The organism is Micromonospora sp. NPDC051141 (assembly GCF_044455765.1).
Classification (GTDB): Bacteria; Actinomycetota; Actinomycetes; order Mycobacteriales; family Micromonosporaceae; genus Micromonospora.
This window is the reverse complement of sequence record NZ_JBITFD010000003.1, coordinates 68827-86898: the sequence shown is the minus strand read 5'-3', so window position 1 is coordinate 86898 and position 18072 is coordinate 68827. Positions and strand designations below refer to the sequence as shown.

16 protein-coding genes are annotated in these 18072 nt (G+C 73.9%); 7 read left to right on the top strand and 9 right to left on the bottom strand.

The window, feature by feature from the left end:
- Positions 1-10 precede the first annotated feature (10 nt).
- Positions 11-703: a lysophospholipid acyltransferase family protein gene (locus ACIA6B_RS05735; RefSeq protein ID WP_396771359.1), complete on the bottom strand. Its 693-nt coding sequence runs from the start codon at positions 701-703 to the stop codon at positions 11-13.
- Positions 704-854: 151 nt separating this feature from the next.
- On the opposite strand from ACIA6B_RS05735, the gene ACIA6B_RS05730 reads away from it, so the two are divergent.
- Complete coding sequence (locus ACIA6B_RS05730; RefSeq protein ID WP_357302973.1) at positions 855-1688, top strand: DUF308 domain-containing protein; 834 nt, start codon at positions 855-857, stop codon at positions 1686-1688.
- Positions 1689-1859: 171 nt separating this feature from the next.
- Positions 1860-3278, top strand: a complete 1419-nt coding sequence (locus ACIA6B_RS05725) for a trehalose-6-phosphate synthase (protein ID WP_396771357.1) — start codon at positions 1860-1862, stop codon at positions 3276-3278.
- 15 nt (positions 3279-3293) lie between these two features.
- Here the strand turns inward: ACIA6B_RS05725 and ACIA6B_RS05720 are convergent, their stop codons facing one another.
- From ACIA6B_RS05720 to ACIA6B_RS05695, 6 genes are all read right to left on the bottom strand, one after another.
- Positions 3294-4118 carry an alpha/beta hydrolase gene (locus ACIA6B_RS05720; RefSeq protein ID WP_396771355.1) on the bottom strand — a complete coding sequence of 275 codons (825 nt, stop codon included), beginning with the start codon at positions 4116-4118 and terminating at the stop codon, positions 3294-3296.
- Positions 4115-5521: a flavin-containing monooxygenase gene (locus tag ACIA6B_RS05715; RefSeq protein WP_396771353.1), complete on the bottom strand. Its 1407-nt coding sequence runs from the start codon at positions 5519-5521 to the stop codon at positions 4115-4117. The genes ACIA6B_RS05720 and ACIA6B_RS05715 overlap by 4 nt, the downstream gene beginning before the upstream one ends.
- Positions 5522-6052: 531 nt before the next feature.
- Positions 6053-6748 (bottom strand): endonuclease/exonuclease/phosphatase family protein, encoded by a 696-nt coding sequence (locus tag ACIA6B_RS05710; protein WP_396771351.1) that lies wholly within the window; start codon positions 6746-6748, stop codon positions 6053-6055.
- Between the two features lies 1 nt (position 6749).
- Entirely contained in the window at positions 6750-7697 is a 948-nt protein-coding gene (locus ACIA6B_RS05705; protein ID WP_396771349.1) for an ROK family glucokinase, read from the bottom strand.
- Between the two features lie 73 nt (positions 7698-7770).
- The gene (locus tag ACIA6B_RS05700) at positions 7771-8478 is read right to left on the bottom strand and encodes a hypothetical protein (protein WP_396771347.1); all 708 of its coding nucleotides are present in this window, start codon (positions 8476-8478) and stop codon (positions 7771-7773) included.
- Positions 8479-8519: 41 nt separating this feature from the next.
- The gene (locus tag ACIA6B_RS05695) at positions 8520-8975 is read right to left on the bottom strand and encodes an SRPBCC family protein (RefSeq protein WP_107159917.1); all 456 of its coding nucleotides are present in this window, start codon (positions 8973-8975) and stop codon (positions 8520-8522) included.
- Positions 8976-9073: 98 nt separating this feature from the next.
- Here ACIA6B_RS05695 and ACIA6B_RS05690 point away from each other — a divergent pair, with 98 nt between their 5' ends.
- From ACIA6B_RS05690 to ACIA6B_RS05670, 5 genes are all read left to right on the top strand, one after another.
- Positions 9074-10873, top strand: a complete 1800-nt coding sequence (locus ACIA6B_RS05690) for an AMP-dependent synthetase/ligase (RefSeq protein WP_396771344.1) — start codon at positions 9074-9076, stop codon at positions 10871-10873.
- A 14-nt stretch (positions 10874-10887) separates the two neighbouring features.
- The gene (locus ACIA6B_RS05685) at positions 10888-12582 is read left to right on the top strand and encodes a GAF domain-containing sensor histidine kinase (protein WP_396771342.1); all 1695 of its coding nucleotides are present in this window, start codon (positions 10888-10890) and stop codon (positions 12580-12582) included.
- A 7-nt stretch (positions 12583-12589) separates the two neighbouring features.
- Complete coding sequence (locus ACIA6B_RS05680) at positions 12590-13258, top strand: response regulator transcription factor (RefSeq protein WP_007072219.1); 669 nt, start codon at positions 12590-12592, stop codon at positions 13256-13258.
- Between the two features lie 197 nt (positions 13259-13455).
- A complete protein-coding gene (locus tag ACIA6B_RS05675; protein ID WP_396771340.1) occupies positions 13456-14268 on the top strand; it encodes an SAM-dependent methyltransferase in 813 nt (270 codons plus the stop codon).
- A gap of 97 nt (positions 14269-14365) precedes the next feature.
- Complete coding sequence (locus ACIA6B_RS05670) at positions 14366-16039, top strand: putative bifunctional diguanylate cyclase/phosphodiesterase (RefSeq protein ID WP_396772077.1); 1674 nt, start codon at positions 14366-14368, stop codon at positions 16037-16039.
- Positions 16040-16092: 53 nt separating this feature from the next.
- On the opposite strand, the gene ACIA6B_RS05665 is transcribed toward ACIA6B_RS05670, so the two are convergent.
- A complete protein-coding gene (locus ACIA6B_RS05665) occupies positions 16093-16761 on the bottom strand; it encodes a response regulator (protein ID WP_396771338.1) in 669 nt (222 codons plus the stop codon).
- Entirely contained in the window at positions 16713-18026 is a 1314-nt protein-coding gene (locus ACIA6B_RS05660) for a histidine kinase (RefSeq protein ID WP_396771336.1), read from the bottom strand. Before ACIA6B_RS05660 ends, ACIA6B_RS05665 begins: the two co-directional genes overlap by 49 nt.
- Positions 18027-18072: the final 46 nt, after the last annotated feature.

The window sequence follows — 18072 nt, the reverse complement described above, 5'->3', positions numbered from 1 at the left end:
GCCGGCGGCCTCAGGCGGGGACCGGCTGCCGCGGCGGGTTCTTCGCCTTCTGCGCGTACGTGTCGACGTACTCGCGGCCGGACAGCTCCATCAGCTCGTACATGATCTCGTCGGTGACCGCCCGCTCGACGAACCGGTCGCCGGCCAGGCCGGCGTAGCGGGAGAAGTCCAGCGGCGGGCCGAAGCGGATCCGGACCCGACCCAGGTTGGGCACGATCTGGCCGGTGGGTTGGATGGCGTCGGAGTTGAGCATGGCCATCGGGACCACCGGGGCGCCGCTGGCCAGCGCGAGCCGGGCCACCCCGGTCTTGCCCCGGTAGAGCCGGCCGTCCGGGGACCGGGTGCCCTCCGGGTAGATGCCGGCGATGCCCCCGGCGCGCAGCACCCGGAGCTGGGTGTCGAGGGCCGCCCGGGCGGCCTGGCCGCCGGAGCGGTCGACCGGGATGGTGCCGGAGCCGACGAAGAACATCTTGGTCAGCCACCCTTTGAGGCCCTTGCCGGTGAAGTATTCGGCTTTCGCGATGAAGGTGACTTTTCGCTTGACGATCAACGGCGTGAAGATCGAGTCGGAGAACGAGAGGTGATTGCTGGCCAGGATCACCGGGCCGGTGGCCGGCACGTGCTCCAGCCCCTCGACCTGCGGGCGGAAGACCAACCGCAGCAACGGGCCGAGGATGATGTACTTCAGCAGCCAGTACAGCACCGGGGTCCTTCCGGAAGAGGTGGCGACGCGCGGGATCGTGCGGGAAGAGGGTACGAACCACGTACGCCGCGCCACAACGCACTCCCGGAACCGGCCTCCGACGTGTCAGGATTCAGGGCACGACGTCAGGCCGTGGCGAAGGGGGTGGCCGGTGTCAGGGGGCGGGGCCCGTCGAGGGCGGCGGGACAACGGGCTCGACGCGGCCGAGTACGCGGTCGCGGGCGACGTGGATCCGCGCGTCGGTGAGCACCTGCTCGACGTGCTGGCCGCCGGCGGCATCGCCGCCTACCTCCAGCCCTCCGCCGACCTCAACCCGGTGACCCGCACCACCACGGTGCCGGCCCGACCGGTCGACCGGCTCTACGTCGACCGGTCCCACCTCACCACCGCCCGGGACTACCTCACCCAGCTCGCCGACGAGGGGGCCGAGCCGTCCCGCGCCGACGAGCCCGACATCGAGGCCGAGTGGGCCAAGATCGTGGCGGGTTTCCACACCGCGCCGGCCGCCGGCAGCCATCCCTGGCCGGCCGCCGAGGACGTCGACGACCCGGCCGCGCCGGGCGGCGCCGCCGCCGGCCGCGCCGAGGAGCCGGCCGGGCCGACCGCCACGGACGTGCGCCGCCTGCCCTTCGCCGCGGACGTGTCCGGCGTCTCGGTGAGCCGCGGTCGGCACGACGAGCCGTCCCTGCTGGACGGGCTGGACACGTTCGGCGCCGACCTGCCGGAGGACGCGGAGGAGGAGCACTACACCCCGCCCCCGCCGCCGCCGTTGCCGCGCTTCTCGAAGTACGCGGTGCTGGGCGTGCTCTGCATCGTGGTCGGGTTCCTGTTCTTCCTCTCACCGACCGTGATGTCGCTTGTCGACCCGTCGGTGGTGACCGTGCTCGGCTTCACCGGGATCCTGGCCGGTTTCGTGATGCTGATCTGGCGGCTGCGCCCCGGCGACCGGGACGACCACGACCCGGACGACGGCGCGGTCGTCTGAGCCCGCCGCAACCGTTGCCCGGATCGCGGGACGCGGTACGCCCCGCGGCGATCCGGTAACAGGGGTGTAACTTACGGTCAGTAGGAATACCGCTGAACGTCACGTCCCGCACCGGCTGTCCGGTTTGCGCTTCTCCGGTGGCTGGTACCCCTGCTGAGCGGATTGCCCGAGATGCGACAGAGCCCCCTCGTGGTGGTGGCCAACCGCCTCCCCATCGACGACAGTGTGGCGCCGGACGGCGCCTTCGAGTGGCGCCGCAGCCCTGGCGGCCTGGTGAGCGCCCTGCATCCCCTGCTCCGGCACACGCCCGCGACCTGGGTGGGTTGGGCCGGCGGCACCGGCCCGGCACCCGACCTGCCCGACGTGGACGGTGTCCGGATGCGCAGCGTCCCGCTGAACGCCGAGGACTTCCGCGACCACTACGAGGGCTTCGCCAACGCCACCCTCTGGCCGCTCTACCACGACGCGGTCGAGCAACCGGAGTACCACCGCCGCTGGTGGGAGGCGTACCAGCGGGTCAACCAGCGGTTCGCCGAGGCCGCCGCCGAGGTGGCCGAGCCGAGCGGGCTGGTCTGGGTGCAGGACTACCACCTGCAACTGGTGCCCGGGATGCTCCGCGCGCTCCGCCCGGACCTGCGGATCGGCTTCTTCCTGCACGTGCCGTTCCCGCCGCCGGAGCTGTTCATGCAGCTCCCCCGCCGGGCCGAGCTGCTGCGCGGGATGCTCGGCGCCGACCTGATCGGCTTCCAGCGGGCCCAGGCCGCGCACAACTTCGCCCAGCTCGCCACCAAGGTGCTCGGCCTGTCCGCGAGCGACCGGCGGATCGGCGTCGACGACCGGGTGGTGCGCATCGGCGCGTTCCCGGTCGCCATCGACACCGCCGAGATGTCCGCGCTCGCCGCCCGACCCGAGGTGGCCGAGCGGGCCCGTCGGCTCCGGCAGGATCTCGGCCAGCCCGAGCAGGTGATCCTCAGCGTCGACCGGATGGACTACACCAAGGGCATCGAACAGCGCCTCAAGGCGTATCGGGAGCTGCTGGCCAGCGGCGACGTCAAGGTACGGGACACCGTGCTGGTGCAGGTGGCGGTGCCCAGCCGGGACCGGGTCGCGCAGTACCAGATCCTGCGTGACCGGGTGGAGCACCAGGTGGGGCGGATCAACGGCGAGTTCGGCCGGGTCGGCGAGCCGGCGATCCACTACCTCACCCAGCCCTTCGACCGGGCCGAGCTGGTGGCGCTCTACCGGGTCGCGGACGTGATGGCGGTGACGCCGCTGCGCGACGGGATGAACCTGGTGGCGAAGGAGTACGTGGCGGCCCGGGTGGACGGCACCGGCGCGCTGCTGCTCAGCGAGTTCGCCGGCGCGGCCGCCGAGCTGGACCAGGCGTACCTGGTCAACCCGCACGACCTGGACGGGCTCAAGCAGGGGCTGCTCGCCGCGCTGCGGGCCGGCCCGGAGGACGTCGCGACCCGGATGCGCGCGATGCGGGAACACCTGGCGCACAACGACATCCACGCCTGGGCGGCGTCCTACCTGAGCGCGCTGGAGGAGAGCGGGTCGCTGGTCGGCCGCCGGGCCACCCTGCGGTGACCCGGCGCCCGGCGCTCAGCCCGCGGTGGGCGCCGGGTCCTTGTCCAGCCAGTCCAGGATCGCGTCGATCGGCTCCCGCCAGCGGGCGTCGAGCATCAGGTCGTGACCCATGCCGGGGAAGAGCAGCGGGGCCGAGGCGTACCGGCGGGCCGCCCGGGTGAGCGCCGTCGCCGGCAGCACCCGGTCGTCGGGGCTGCCGAGCACCAGCACCGGCGGCCGGCCCACCGCCGGCTCCGGCTGCCGACCGGTGAGCAGTTGCCACTGCGCGCGGCGGCCGGCCCGACCGAGCCGGGCCACGTGCCGCCGCGCGTCGACGTCGGGCAACTCCCGGCTGAACAGTTGCCGCCGGTTGAGCCGAAGCCCGGCGCCGAAGACCGCCGGCACCGTGCCGGCCGGATTGCGGCGCAGCGCCGCGCCGAACGTCCCCCAGCCGCCGAGCACCGGCGCCACCAGCACCGCGGCCCGCGCCGGGTAGCGGGACATCGCATGCGCCACCACCCGGGCGCTGGCACCGTGCCCCACCAGCACCGCCTGCCGCGGCAGGCTCGCCGCCACCTGCGTCACGTCATGGGTGTACGCGCGCAGCGTCGCGTCCGGCGCCGGCTCGCTGCCGCCGTGCCCGCGCAGGCTCAGCGCGTACGCCGGGAAGCCGCGACCGGCGGCGTGGCCCAGCCAGTGTTCGGCGAACGCCCACGCGCCGTGGCCGAAGCCGGGCACGAACAGCAGCGGCGGCTTCGCCTCCTCCTGCTCGGGCAGCGCGGCCAGCACCTCGCGGCGTACCGGCCGCTCCGGCCGGGCCCACTCCCAGGCCCGGACCACCCGCACCCGCTCGCTGGTCATTTGTTCTCCTCCAGCTCGTGCAGGGCACGCTGCAACGCGCGCAGGTAGTCGGCGTGCCCGACCTCGAACCAGTGCCGGGTGCTGTCCTTGACCTTGGCCGAGTACCGCTCGCCGAGGCCGGCGCGGACCCGGCGGTCGAACGCGGCGACCCGGTCCGGCCGGGCGATGCGCAGCGTGAGCAGCCGGGCGAAAAGCACGCTCTGCCAGTGCGAGATGGTGAAGATGCCGGAGTCGGGCTGCACCAGGCCGACCACGGCCAGCGTGGGATGACCGGCGGTGAACGCGTTCAGCCACAGGCGGGGCCGGCCGGAGCCGTCCTCGTCGCCGAGCACCCGACCGTGCAGGAACTCGAAGCGCGGCAGGTAACCGGTGGCGAAGACGACCAGTTCCGGGTCGATCCGTCGGCCGTCGCTCAGCTCGACGGTGCGGTCGTGGAAACGGGCCACGTCCGGCACCGGGGTGATCTCGCCGTGCCCGACGTAGTACACGAGTTGGCTGTTGGCGATCGGGTGCGTCTCGTACACCCGGTGGTCGGGCTTCGGCAGGCCGAACCGGGTCAGGTCGCCGACGGTCAGCCGCAGCGTCCAGTGGTAGAGCCACTGCCGCACCCGCAGCGGCACCCGCAGCGCCAGCAACGTGTCGTTGACCTGGTCGGCCGGGCGGCCGAGGACGTACTTGGGGGCGTACCAGTAGCCGCGCCGGGTGGAGTGCCAGCAGTGGGACGCCTGCTGGGCCGCCTCGACCGCGATGTCACAGCCGGTGTTGCCGGCGCCGACCACCAGCACCCGCTTGCCGCGCAACTGGGCCGGGTCCTTATAGGACGAGGCGTGCATGACCTCGCCGCGGAACTCCGCCAGCCCCTCGTAACGGGGCAGTTTGGGCGACCAGTTGTGGCCGTTGGCCAGCACCACGGCGGCGTAGCGGGAGGTGCGCTCCGGGCCGTAGCCGCCGGTGCTGCGGGTGGTCACGTCCCACCGGTCCCCCTCGACCGGCTCGACCCGGACCACCTCGGTGCCGAACCAGACGTGCTGGCGCAGGTCGAAGTGGTCGGCGTAGCGCTCGAAGTAGGACAGCAGCTGGCTGTGGTGCGGGTAGTCCGGCCAGTCGTCCGGCATCGGGAAGTCCGGGAACTGGGTGAACGGGCGGGACGAGATGAGGTGTGTGCTGCCGTAGACCGGGCTGCGGTCGTGCCGCCAGTTCCACGCCCCGCCGACGCCGGTCTCCCGCTCGTAGCAGTCCACGCCGAAGCCGGCCTCGCGGAGGTTCTTGACGGCGGTCAGCCCGCTGGCGCCGGCCCCGATGACGCAGACCGTGTCGCCCCGGTCGGAGACCGGGCGGTCGTCCCGGCTCGGGACGGCCGTGGGGTCCGGTTCGGGGCGGCCGAGATCGGTGGAGGAGGACACCGGGAAATCTCCTTTGTGCGGCACGCGTGCCGGGTCGGTGCGAAATCCTGCCGAGAATGCCCGCCGTTGTCCAGCCGCCCGGCCATCGGCGCGGCTCAGCCGGGCGGGTCGTCTGACGCTGGGTGACCGGCCGCTTCTTCACTCAGCGTGAACGCCGCCCGGCGGGCAGGTCAGGTCGGTCCGGCCCCTTTGCTCTGCAGCCACGGACGCAGCACCGGCGGTGAGCTGCGCGGGCCTCGAAAGGCCACCGAGCCAGGCCGCGCCGCTCTGGTAACCGCGGGTAGTCGATGCGTATGAGGCTGCAGAGCAAAGGGGGCCGACCGGGTGGTTCCGCCGCCGTCGGCACCTCACGGTCCGTCACACCTCGGGCACCACGGCCACGCCGGAAGCAGGCCACACGGCCACGCGGCCACCACGGCCCACGCCGGAAGCCGGCCACCACGGCCCACGCTGGAAGCCGGCCACGCCGAGGCCGGGCACCACGGCCACGCCGAGGGCCGGGCCGTGACGCCGAGCGAGCGGGTGCCCGGGTCAGTCGGCGGCGGGCAGCAGCAGGTCGACCAGGACCGGGAAGTGGTCACTGGCCCGGCGGGTGCGCGGCGTGTCGACCACGTCGTAGTCGACCACGGTGAGCCGCGGGTCGACGAAGAGCGCGTCGATGCGGCGCCGGGGATCGGCGCAGGAGAACGTGTGGCGGTCGGCCCGGTCGGCGGCGACCGCGGTGTCGGTCAGCCCCTCGGCCACGGTCCGCCAGGCCGGTCCGTCCGGCCCCTCGTTGAGGTCGGCGCCGGCCACCACCGGCAGCGGGGACGCGGTCAGCTCCCGCTTGAACGCCGCCGCCTGGGCCGGCCGCTCGGCCGGGTCGGTGGACAGGTGCGAGCCGGCCAGCAGGAAGTCGACGCCGCCCACCCGGCACCGCGCGTACGCGGCCCCGCGCAGGTGCCGGCCCGGCGTCAGCGGGTAGCGCGTGCACCGGGTCTCGGTGACCCGTACCCGGAGGCTGGTCAGCAACAGGTTGCCCAGCGACGGCAGGCCACCGGCGGCGACTACCAGGCCGAACGAGTCGGCGAGCGTGGCGCACTTCTGCCGCCACCGGAACCGGCGCGGCCCCTCCTGGACGATGACCACGTCCGGCGCGGCGTCCCGGACCACCTCGGCCAGCGCGGCGGTGTCGTCCCGCTGGCTGTGGACGTTGTACGACAGCACCCGCAACGGCACACCCGACACGTCAGATCCTCCGGGCCAGGTCGGCGGCGCCGATCACGCCGGCGGTGTTGCCCAGCTCGGCCGGGCGCACCTCGGCGACGGGCAGACGGCTGCGCTGGGCCAGCGCGTCGGTGAACGACCGCCGGGTCGGGCCGAGCAGCAGGTCGCCGGCGTCGATCACGCCGCCGCCGACCACCAGCACCTGCGGGTCCAGGATCTGCGCCATGTCCGCGAGGCTGGTGCCGAGCCAGCGCCCGACCTGGGCGAACGCCTCGGTGGAGACCGGATCGCCGTCCTTGGCCGCGGCGGTCACCATCGGACCGGTGATCGCCTCCGCCTCGCCGTCGGCCAGCTTCAGCAACGCGGTGGCCCGGTGCGGCTCCTGCCGGGCGGCGGCGCGGGCGAAGCGGACCAGCGCGCTGCCGCTGGCGTACTGCTCGATGCAGCCGAGCCGGCCGCAGCCGCACTGGTGGCCGTCCGGCACGGTGAGCATGTGCCCCAGCTCGGCGGCGATGCCGTTGGCGCCGCGGACCAGCTCGCCGCCGAGCACGATGCCGCCGCCGACGCCGGTGCCGATGGTGAACATGACCATCGAGTCGTCGGCGTCCCGGGCCGCGCCGTAGCGGAACTCCGCCCAGGCGGCCACGTTCCCGTCGTTCTCCACGATCACCGGCAGCCCGGTGGCGTTGCTGACGTACTCGCGCAGCGGCTCGTCCCGCCAGGCCAGGTTGGGCGCGAAGAGCACGGTGGAGCGGGTGGCGTCGATCCAGCCGGCCGCGCCGATGCCGACCGCCTCGACGGTCCGGCCGGCGGTCAGCTCCGTGACCACCTCGATGATGACGTCCCGGGTCTTGGCCACGTCGTCGGCGGGGGTGTCCCGTCGCGTCTGCACGAGTACCGCGCCGGTGTCGTCCACGACACCGCCGGCCACCTTCGTGCCCCCGACGTCGACTCCGATGGTCAGCGTCACCGCTGCCACTCCCCTCTGCTGTGCTGCCCCGGGCGCCGGCCGAACCGGCCGTGCGATCCGGGATGTCCGGTGGTCAGGCCCCGTCGCCTGGTGCGTCCGCGCCCGCCTCGCCGGGCGCCCGCGAGGCGGGCACCGTGGGCCGGCCGGCCGGCGGCCGGCTCGTCGCCGGCCCCGCCGGCCCGGCGGCGTCGACGGGCGGCTGCGACGGCTCCGGCTCGGCGTGCCTGCCGCCACGCCGCGACCCCGAGCCGTCGGAGGCACCCGGATCGGCCGCGCCCTCCCCCCGGGTGGCGGCGGACCACACGTCCTGCTCGGGTGCCGGCTGAGAATCATGCCCGGTACGGGTCGCCTCGCGCCACACGTGATCTCCCGAACCGGTCGGCGCGGGGCCGCCGGGGCGGCTCGGCGTCGCCGGTCCCGGCGGGTCGGCCGGTGTCGCCGGACCGGCCGGTTCCGCCGGGGCGAACGCCCGCAGCAGGCTGGCCACACCGGCCGCCAGGTCACCGGCGCCGGTGGCGAGCCGCTCGGCGAATTCCGGACTCGGGTCCCGCAACGCCGCGATCCCCCGGCAGACCGGGCAGACGCAGCATTCCGTCGAGCCGGTGGCGAAACCGGCGCCGGTGCCGGTCGGGATGTGACCGAGGACACCCGAGAGGATCCCACCGAGCGGGCCGCGGCCCCCAGCGCCGGACGAGGCGGCGGCCATCCGCGCGGTGGCCAGCAGCGTGACGACGAGGCGCTCGGCCTCTTCCCGGGCCGAACCCGGATCAGTGGTGCCCATGGTTCGGCTCCTCCAGCGTGACGACCGGGACGGCGATCGGATCAGTTGGCCGCACCGGGTGCTTCTACCCGGCGCTTGAGCTGCTTCAACGCCGTATCCATGATCATTTTTTCGGCCTTGCGGCGGAACATGCCGAGCATCGCCACGGACAGCTCCACCTCCAGCGTGTAGGTCACCGTGGTCGTCCCGTCCGGGTTGCCGACCAGGTCGTACGACCCGCGCTGGGACCGCTGCATCGTCGACGGCGCGACCAGGTGCCACTCGATCCGGGAGATGTCCTCGGCGTACTCGTACGCCAGCACGTACTCGTCGGCCAGCACGCCCGCGTCCAGCGTGAACCGGACCTGGCTGGCGTAGCCGTCCTCGTACTCCTCGATCACCTCGGCCCGGCGCACCGACTCGGTCCACTCCGGGTAACGGGGGAAGTCACAGATGACGGCCGCCACCTGCTCCGGTGACGCGCCGACGATGATCGACTGGGTGGAGGAGTCCGCCATGGGGGGAGGCTACCCGGCTCCCCACCGGGGCGGGCGGGTAGGTTTCGACAGAGCCGACCAGGCCGGCCCGGCGCCGGTGCGAGCACGAGGGAGTGCAGGTGCGCGAGTTCTCCGTCCCGCCGATCGTCACCGTCGGCGACGCGGCCAACCTGACCGACCCGGTCTGGGAAAACGCCGAGGTCGCCCCGGACACCGTGCAGTTCGTCCGGCCGGCCGGCGACGCGGGGCCGGTCGAGGTGACCTGCCGGCAGTTCCGCGACGAGGTGGTCGCGGTGGCCCGGGGCCTGATCGCGGCCGGCGTGTCCCCCGGCGACCGGGTCGGGCTGATGAGCCGCACCCGCTACGAGTGGACCCTGCTCGACTACGCCATCTGGGCGGCCGGCGCGGTCACCGTGCCGATCTACGAGACCTCCAGCGCCGAGCAGGCCGCCTGGATCCTCGGTGACTCGGGCGCGGTGGCCGTGGCGGTGGAGAGCACCGCGCACGCGACGCTCGTCGCCGGTGTCCGGGACCGGCTGCCCGACCTGCGCGAGGTCTGGCAGATCGAGCTGGACGCGGTGCACGAGCTGGTCACCGCCGGCGCCTCGGTGGACCCGGCCGAGGTCGAGGTGCGCCGTTCGACGCTCAAGGCCGACGACCTCGCCACGATCATCTACACCAGCGGCACCACCGGCCGGCCGAAGGGCTGCGTGCTGACCCACCGCAACATCTACGCCGACATCGCCAACGCGGTGCCGGTGCTGCCGAACCTGTTCCGCCAGGGCGCCTCCACCCTGCTCTTCCTGCCGCTGGCACACGCGTTCGCCCGGCTCATCCAGGTCGGCGTGGTGCAGGCCCGGGCCACCATGGCGCACTGCGCGGACACCAGCGACCTGGTCGGCGCGCTCCAGGAGTTCAAGCCGACGTTCGTGCTCTCCGTGCCCCGGGTCTTCGAGAAGGTCTACAACGGCGCGCGGCAGAAGGCCGAGGCGGACGGCAAGGGCAAGATCTTCGACCGCGCGGAGAAGGTCGCCATCGCCTGGAGCGAGGCGCTGGAGACGCCGGCCGGGCCGGGCCTGGCGCTGCGCGCCCAGCACGCGCTCTTCGACCGGCTGGTCTACGGCAAGCTGCGGGCGGCGCTGGGCGGCCGGTGCCGCGACGCGATCTCCGGCGGCGCGCCGCTCGGCGCCCGACTCGGGCACTTCTTCCGGGGCGTCGGGGTGACCGTCTGCGAGGGGTACGGCCTCACCGAGACGTCGCCGGCCGCCGCCGCGAACCTGCCCACCGGCACCCGGATCGGCACGGTCGGCCGGCCGCTGCCCGGCGTCACCGTCCGGATCGACGACGACGGCGAGATCCTGATCTCCGGCGACATCGTCTTCCAGGGGTACTGGCACAACGAGGCGGCCACCGCCGAGGCGCTCACCACCGACGGCTGGTTCCGCACCGGCGACCTGGGCCAGCTCGACGCGGACGGCTATCTCAGCATCACCGGCCGCAAGAAGGAGATCATCGTGACCGCCGGCGGCAAGAACGTCGCCCCGGCGGTGCTGGAGGACCAGGTCCGGGCGCACCCGCTGATCAGCCAGTGCGTGGTGGTCGGCGACCGGCAGCCGTTCATCGCGGCGCTCGTCACCATCGACGAGGAGGCGCTGCCGAAGTGGCTGGCCGGGCACGGGCGCCCGGAGACCACGAGCCTCGCCGAGCTGCGCGACGACGAGGCGCTGCGGGCCGAGGTGCAGGGCGCTGTCGACCAGGCCAACCAGTCCGTGTCCAAGGCCGAGGCGATCAAGGTGTTCCGGATCCTCCCCCGGGACTTCACCGAGGCGACCGGCGAGCTGACCCCCTCGCTGAAGGTCAAGCGGCAGGTCGTCCACAAGACGTACGCCACGGAGATCGCGGAGATCTACCGGCGCTGACTACGATCCGTCAGGTGCCCGCCTCCACATCCGGACAGCCGCAGACGCAGCTCCTCGCGGTCGCCGCCCGCGCGGTTCTCCTCGCGCTGGTCGCCGCCCTGACCCTGTTCGCCACCCGCGACGCCACCGAACTCTGGTGGATCGCCCTGCTCGGCGTCGCCGGGCTACCCGCCGTCCTGGCCCCGCAGCACCGGCTGCTCACCCCGATCAGCCGCTTCGCCGAGGTGGTGGTGCTCGGGCTGGCCGCCAGCCAGGTCGCCGCCGGCGCCCACCTCACCGGCGTCACCGACGGGCTGGGCGCGTCGGCGGTGCTGCCGTACCTGGCCGTGCCGGTCACCGTGACCGCGCTGCGTCGGCGATTCCGGGAGGGCGCCGCGCTGCTCGCGGTCACCGCGGCGACGCTGCTGGTCAGCGCCGCGTTCATCGAGGTCGGCGGCGAGCCGCAGCTCGGCCAGCTCGGTTACCTCGCGGTCTGCGCGCAGTGGCTGATCCTGGCCGGCCTCGGCCTCTACACCGCCGGCACGCTCCAGCGGGTGATGCGGGTCCGCAGCGAGGGCAAACCCCAGCCGTACGCCGAGGCCACCCGGCTGTTGACCCAGCTCCGGACGGTGGCCCGGCAGCTCCCCGGCGCCACCCTGGACCCGGGCGGCATCTCCGAGCACCTGCTGGAGGAGCTGCGGGTGGTGGCGAAGACCGACCGGGGGGCGGTGCTCTCCGCCAGCGGCGGCGGCCGGCTGGTGGTGCTCGCCCAGATCGGCGCGGACCGGGTCGACTGGGAGACCACGCTCGACGCCGACTCGGCCATCGCCGACGCCTGGGCCAGCCAGCAGCCGACCGTCTCGGCCCGCTCGCAGGCCCGGTCCCGACACTCCGGTGAGGTGTCCGCGCTGATCGTGCCGCTGGTCGCCGGCGTACGCACGGTCGGCCTGGTGGTGATCGAGGCGGACAGCGGCGCCGCGTACCCGCCGCCGGTGGTGTCCCGGGTGACGGCGCTGACCGGCCCGGCGGCGCTGCGGCTGGAGGCCGCGCTGCTCTTCGACGAGGTGCGCTCGCTGGCCACCAACGAGGAGCGGCAGCGGCTGGCCCGGGAGATCCACGACGGGGTCGCCCAGGAGCTGGTGATGGTCGGGTACGGCATCGACAACGCGCTGGCGTACGTCGACGAGGACCCGAAGGAGACCGCCGAGGCGCTGCGTACGCTGCGGCACGAGGTCACCCGGGTGATCCAGGAGCTGCGGTTGAGCCTGTTCGAGCTGCGCAGCGAGGTGGACCGGCACGGTGGCCTGGCGGCGGCGATCGCCGAGTACGCCCGCACCGTCGGCGCCTCCGGCGGGCTGCGGGTGAACCTGTCCCTGGACGAGTCCACCGCGCGGCTGCCGGCCGCCACCGAGGCCGAGTTGCTGCGCATCGCCCAGGAGGCGGTCACCAACGCGCGCAAGCACGCCGGCGCGTCGAACCTCTGGGTCACCTGTGAGGTGGATCCCCCGTACGCCCGGATCGAAGTGTCGGATGACGGTCACGGCATCGGTGACCAGCGCCCCGAGGGGCACTATGGTCTTGCGATCATGGCGGAGAGGGCGGAACGTATCCGAGGCCGGTTGGAGATCAGGCCGCGGCAACCCAGCGGCACAACCGTGGCGGTGGTACTCGGCTCGTCGCCCCGGCGCGATAAGGTGCGCGGCAGCGCCGCAGCAGCAGAAGGGGAGTAACCCGAGGATGACCACTAGCCCGACACCGGCCACCCGGACCAAGGTCCTCCTTGTCGACGATCACGACCTGATCCGCAAGGGCCTGCGGCACGCCTTCGAGCGGGACCGGCAGTTCGAGGTCGTGGGTGAGGCCGCCACGGCCGCGGAGGGCGTGCGCCAGGCCGGCGCGCTCCAGCCCGACGTGGTGATCATGGACCTGCGACTGCCCGACGGCAGCGGTCTGGAGGCCACCCGCGCGCTGCGCAAGTCCAGCGCCTCGATGGGCATCGTCGTACTGACCATGTACGCCGGTGACGACCAGCTCTTCGGCGCGCTGGAGGCGGGGGCGAGCGCGTTCGTCCCGAAGACCGCCCCGGCCGACGAGGTGGTGGCCGCCGCCCGGCACGCCGCCTCCTCCCCCAGCGCGTTCACCGCGGCCGACCTGGCCGAGGCGATGAAGCGCCGGCTGGCCCCGTCCGGCCCGCAGCTCTCCCCCCGCGAGGGGCAGGTGCTGCGGCTGCTCGCCGACGGCATGAGCGTGGCCGGCATCGCCAAGCAGCTCTTCGTCAGCGAGTCGACCGCCAAGACCCACATCTCCAAGCTCTACGAGAAGCTGGGCGCGGCCAACCGGGCCCAGGCGCTGATGACCGCGCTGCGGCTGGGGCTGCTGGAGGCCCCCGACGCGCCGAAGTTCTGACGGCACCGCCGGAGAGGCCCCGTCCGCACGCCGGACGCGGGCCTCTCCGGCATTCCGGGCGCGGGTCGACCGCGTACGGTGAACGGCCGGACGCGGAACGGCGGCGGTCTTTGCACCGCGACAGCGGCCGGGCAGAATACCCGGGTGATCCGCGCGGCGGTGACGCCGCGCGTCGCCGACACCCAAGGGGCAGGGACATGCAGCGGCCGGACTGGGCACCCGAGACCATCGACATCGAGCGCCCGAGCGTGGCCCGCATGTACGACTACTACCTGGGCGGTTCGCACAACTTCGCGGCCGACCGGGCCGCCGCGCGGGCGATGGTCGAGGCGGTGCCGGAGGCCCCACTGATGGCCCAGGCCAACCGCGCCTTCCTGCGCCGGGCGGTGCACTACCTGGCCGAGACCGGGGTGCGGCAGTTCCTGGACATCGGCTCCGGCATCCCGACCGTGGGCAACGTGCACGAGATCGCCCAGGGCATCGACCCCGACTCAAGAGTGGTCTACGTCGACGTGGACCCGGTGGCGGTCGCGCACAGCCAGGAGATCCTGGCCGGCAACGAGCGGGCCGCCGTGGTCCGGGAGGACCTGCGCGACCCGGTGGCGATCCTGCGCCATCCGGAGGTCACCCGGTTGATCGACTTCACCGAGCCGGTCGCGGTGATGGTCGTGGCGGTGCTGCACTTCATCCCGGACTCCGACCGCCCGGAGGAGATCCTGCGGACGCTGCGCGCGGCGCTGGCGCCCGGCAGCCACCTGGTGCTCTCCCAGGCCAGCGACGACGGACGGGACGGCACCGGCGAGCGGGCCGAGGCGGAACGGGTCTACCGGCGCACCGACAGCCAGCTCTTCATCCGCGGTCGGGCCGAGCTGACCGCGCTGTTCGCCGGGTTCGAGCTGGTCGAACCGGGCGTGGTGTGGGTGCCGCAGTGGCGACCGGACGCCCCCGACCAGGCGGAACACGCCGAACGGGCGGTCTTCATGGGCGGGGTCGGGCGGCTCGGTGCCTGACGACGTGGCCACCGTGACCGCCACCGCCGCTCGCTGTCACCCCGGCGTCTTCGCCCGGGCCTGGGCCAAGGCGGTCTCCGGGACCAGCTACCTGCCGATGACCCAGGCGCAGCTGGAGGAGATGCTGCAACGACTCACCGAGCGGCTCGCGCAGGCGATGCGCGCCGACCCGTTCGACCTGCGGATCGGCCAGCAGGTGGGCGCGGAGCTGGTGCAGTCGCACATCGCCTCCGCCGAAGGGCTGGGCCGCACCGTCGAGGTGATCCAGCTCCGGCTGGTCCGCGACCTCGACCTGGACGTCGACGACGTCGAGGACCGGATGGCCCGGCTGCTCGCCACCGTCGCCACCGGGTACGCGCGGGCGCTGCGCGACCGCACGCTTGACGAGCAGGAGTCCATCCGGCGGGCCGCCATGATGGCGCGCGCCCAGGCCGAACGGGCGCTGCGGGACAGCGAGGCCCGCTTCCGGCACCAGGCCACCCACGACCCGCTGACCGACCTGCCGAACCGCACCCTGTTCACCGAGCGGCTGACCGCCGCGATCGTCGCGCCCGGCCGGGGCGCGGACCGGATCGGGGTCTGCTTCCTCGACCTGGACCGGTTCAAGGTGGTCAACGACTCCCTCGGTCACCAGGTCGGCGACTCGCTGCTGGTGGCGGTGGCGCAGCGGCTGCGCCGGACGCTCGGCGAGCACCTGGTGGCCCGTCTGGGCGGCGACGAGTTCGTGATCCTGGTGGAGCGCACCGCCGGCACCGACGACGTGGTCAAGGTCGCCGAGGCGGCGCTGGAGGCGGTACGCGAGCCCGCGCTCGTCGACGGGCACGAGCTGACGGTGTCCGCGAGCATCGGCATCGTGGAGCGGCCGGTGGCCGGCACCTCGCCGATGGAGCTGATGCGCGCCGCGGACAGCACGCTGCACTGGGCCAAGGCCGCCGGCGGGGCCCGCTGGTCGTTGTTCGACGCCGACCGCAACCGCCGCGAGCTGGCCCGGTACGCGCTCTCCGCGGCGATCCCGGCCGCGCTGGACCGGGGCGAGTTCTACCTCGACTACCAGCCGCTGACGTCGCTGCGTGACGGCCGGGTGCTCGGCATGGAGGCGCTGGTGCGCTGGCGCCACCCGGAGCTGGGGGTGCTCCGGCCGGACAGCTTCATCCCGCTGGCCGAGGAGACCGGCCTGATCGTCCGGCTCGGGAGCTGGGTGCTGGCCGAGGCGTGCCGCGAGGCGGGCACCTGGTCGGCGGCGGGTGGCGACGCGCCGTTCGTCAGCGTCAACCTGGCCGTACGCCAGTTGCACCGGGCCGACCTGGTGCCCGAGGTACGGGGCGTGCTCGGCCGCACCGGCCTGCCCCCGGAACGGCTGCAACTGGAGGTCACCGAGAGCACCATGATGAGCACCCTGGTCGAGCCGGTCCGGGCCCTGCGGGTGCTCGGCGATCTCGGCGTCCGGGTGGCCATCGACGACTTCGGCACCGGCTACTGCAATCTCGCGTACCTGCGGGACCTGCCGGTGACCGAGTTGAAGGTGGCCGGCGAGTTCGTGACCGGGCTGCGCGCGCCGGCCGACGATCCGGGCGGCCGGACCGACGAGCGGATCCTCGCCTCGCTGGTCTCGCTGGCGCACGCCCTGGACCTCACGGTCACCGCCGAGGGGGTGGAGACGGCCGGCCAGGCGGACCGGCTGCGCGCCATCGGCTGCGACGCCGGTCAGGGCTGGCACTTCGGCCGCCCCGGCTCGGCGCTGCAACACCTCACCCGCGCGCCCGCGGCATAAGGAGGGGCCCCTTGGGCGTCTGGGTCCCTACTACACCCAGTCGCCGCACGCGGTCAGCCTGCCTGGCGGCGGGTGTCCGCCCCGTCCAGATAGGCCAGCACGGCCAGCACCCGCCGGTTGTCGTCACCGGACGGCGGCATCCGCAGCTTGCTGAAGATGCTGTTGATGTGCTTGTCGACGGCCTTCTCGGTGACGAACAGCCGGGCCGCCACCGCGGCGTTCGACCGGCCCTCGGCCATCAGGCCGAGCACCTCGCGTTCCCGCGCGGTCAGCTCGGCGAGCGGCCCGGCGCCATCGCGGCGGGCCAGCAACTGGGCCACCACCTCCGGGTCCATCACGGTGCCGCCGGCGGCGACCCGGCGCACCGCGTCGACGAACTGGTCCACGTGCGACACCCGGTCCTTGAGCAGGTAGCCGACGCCGCCGCGCCGGTCGGCGAGCAGCTCACGAGCGTAGAGCTGCTCAACGTGCTGGGACAGCACGAGCACCGGCAGCCCGGGCAGCTCGGCGCGGGCCCGCACGGCCGCCTGCAACCCCTCGTCACTGAACGTCGGCGGCAGCCGTACGTCGATCACCGCGACGTCCGGCCGGTGCGCGGCCAGCGCGGGCAGCACTGACGGTCCGTTGTCGACGGCCGCCACCACCTGGCAGCCGAACGCCTCCAGGATCCTGGTCAGCCCCTCTCGAAGGAGGGCGAGATCCTCGGCGATGACAACGCGCACGGCAGCTCCATGCTGATGACGGTGGGTCCACCGGCCGGACTGGTCACTGCCATCGTCCCATCGAACGCAGCCAGCCGGCGTCCGGTCCCGGCCAGACCGCCGCCGGCCGCCGGCGCCGCCCCGCCCCGGCCGTCGTCACCGACCTCGGCGGTCAGCCGCCCGTCGGCGTGCCGCAACTCCACCCAGGCCCGGGCCGCCCCGCTGTGCTTGCCCACGTTGGCCAACGCCTCGGCGACCGCGAAGTAGACGGCCGACTCGACCGGGGCGGCGGCCCGGCCGGGCAGGTCGACGGTGACCTCCACCGGCAGCGGCACGGCCAGCGCCAGCGCCCGTACCGCGCCGGGCAGGCCGCGCTCGGCGAGCACCGGCGGGTGGATGCCGCGCACCAGCCCGCGCAGCTCGGCCAGGGCCTGGCCGCTGGTCTCCCGGGCCTCGGCGAGCAGCCGGCGGGCCGCCTCCGGGTCGTCACGGACCAGTTGCTCGGCCAGCCCGATGCTCATGCTCAGCGCGACCAGCCGAGCCTGCGCCCCGTCGTGCAGGTCCCGTTCGATCCGGCGCAGCTCGGCGGCCTGCGCGTCCACCGCCTCGGCCCGGGTGACGGTGAGCTGACGCACCCGCAGCGCCAGCGCGGCGCCGCGGGTCGGGGTCAGGAAGAACCCGGCGAACGTCACGTGCAGCCAGACCAGCCAGCGCCCAGCGGCCACCCCGGCGGCCAGCAGCAGCGCGCCCAACGGGACGCAGAGCACCGCCTCGACGAGGTTGTCGAGCGGCCAGAACGGGCCGTAGCCGTACCAGGCGCCGGCGGCACGCAGCACCAGCGGCACGCCGATCAACCCCTCCAGCCCGTACAGCGGGAGGACGAACGCGGCCAGGCACACCGCGCCGGTGACCGCGCCGGGCAGCAGCCAGGCCAGATCCCGCCAGGTCGCCGGGTCGCCCACCATCCACCGGAACCGCCGCCAGGTGCCGAACTGGGCACCGGCCGGCGCGGGCAGGTAGGGCGTGGGCATCTCGACGCCGCTCCACCGGGCCAGCCGGCGGTGCAGCCCGGCGCAGATCCGGACCGCGCCGGTGACCACCGGGAAGAGGGCGAAGCCGACGCCGAACGCCGGGATCAGCAGCAGCGCGACCAGCGACAGCACGAACAGCGCCACGTGCGTGGTCAACGACAGCAGCGCGGTCAGCAGCCCCTGGGCGGCGGTCACCGCGGCGGGCCGCAGCCGGGTCCGGAGCAGTAGCCGTACCGATGCGTCCACGAATTCCATTCTCCGGTATCACCGCCGGTCCGCCGGTGGTGCTGGCACCACCCGT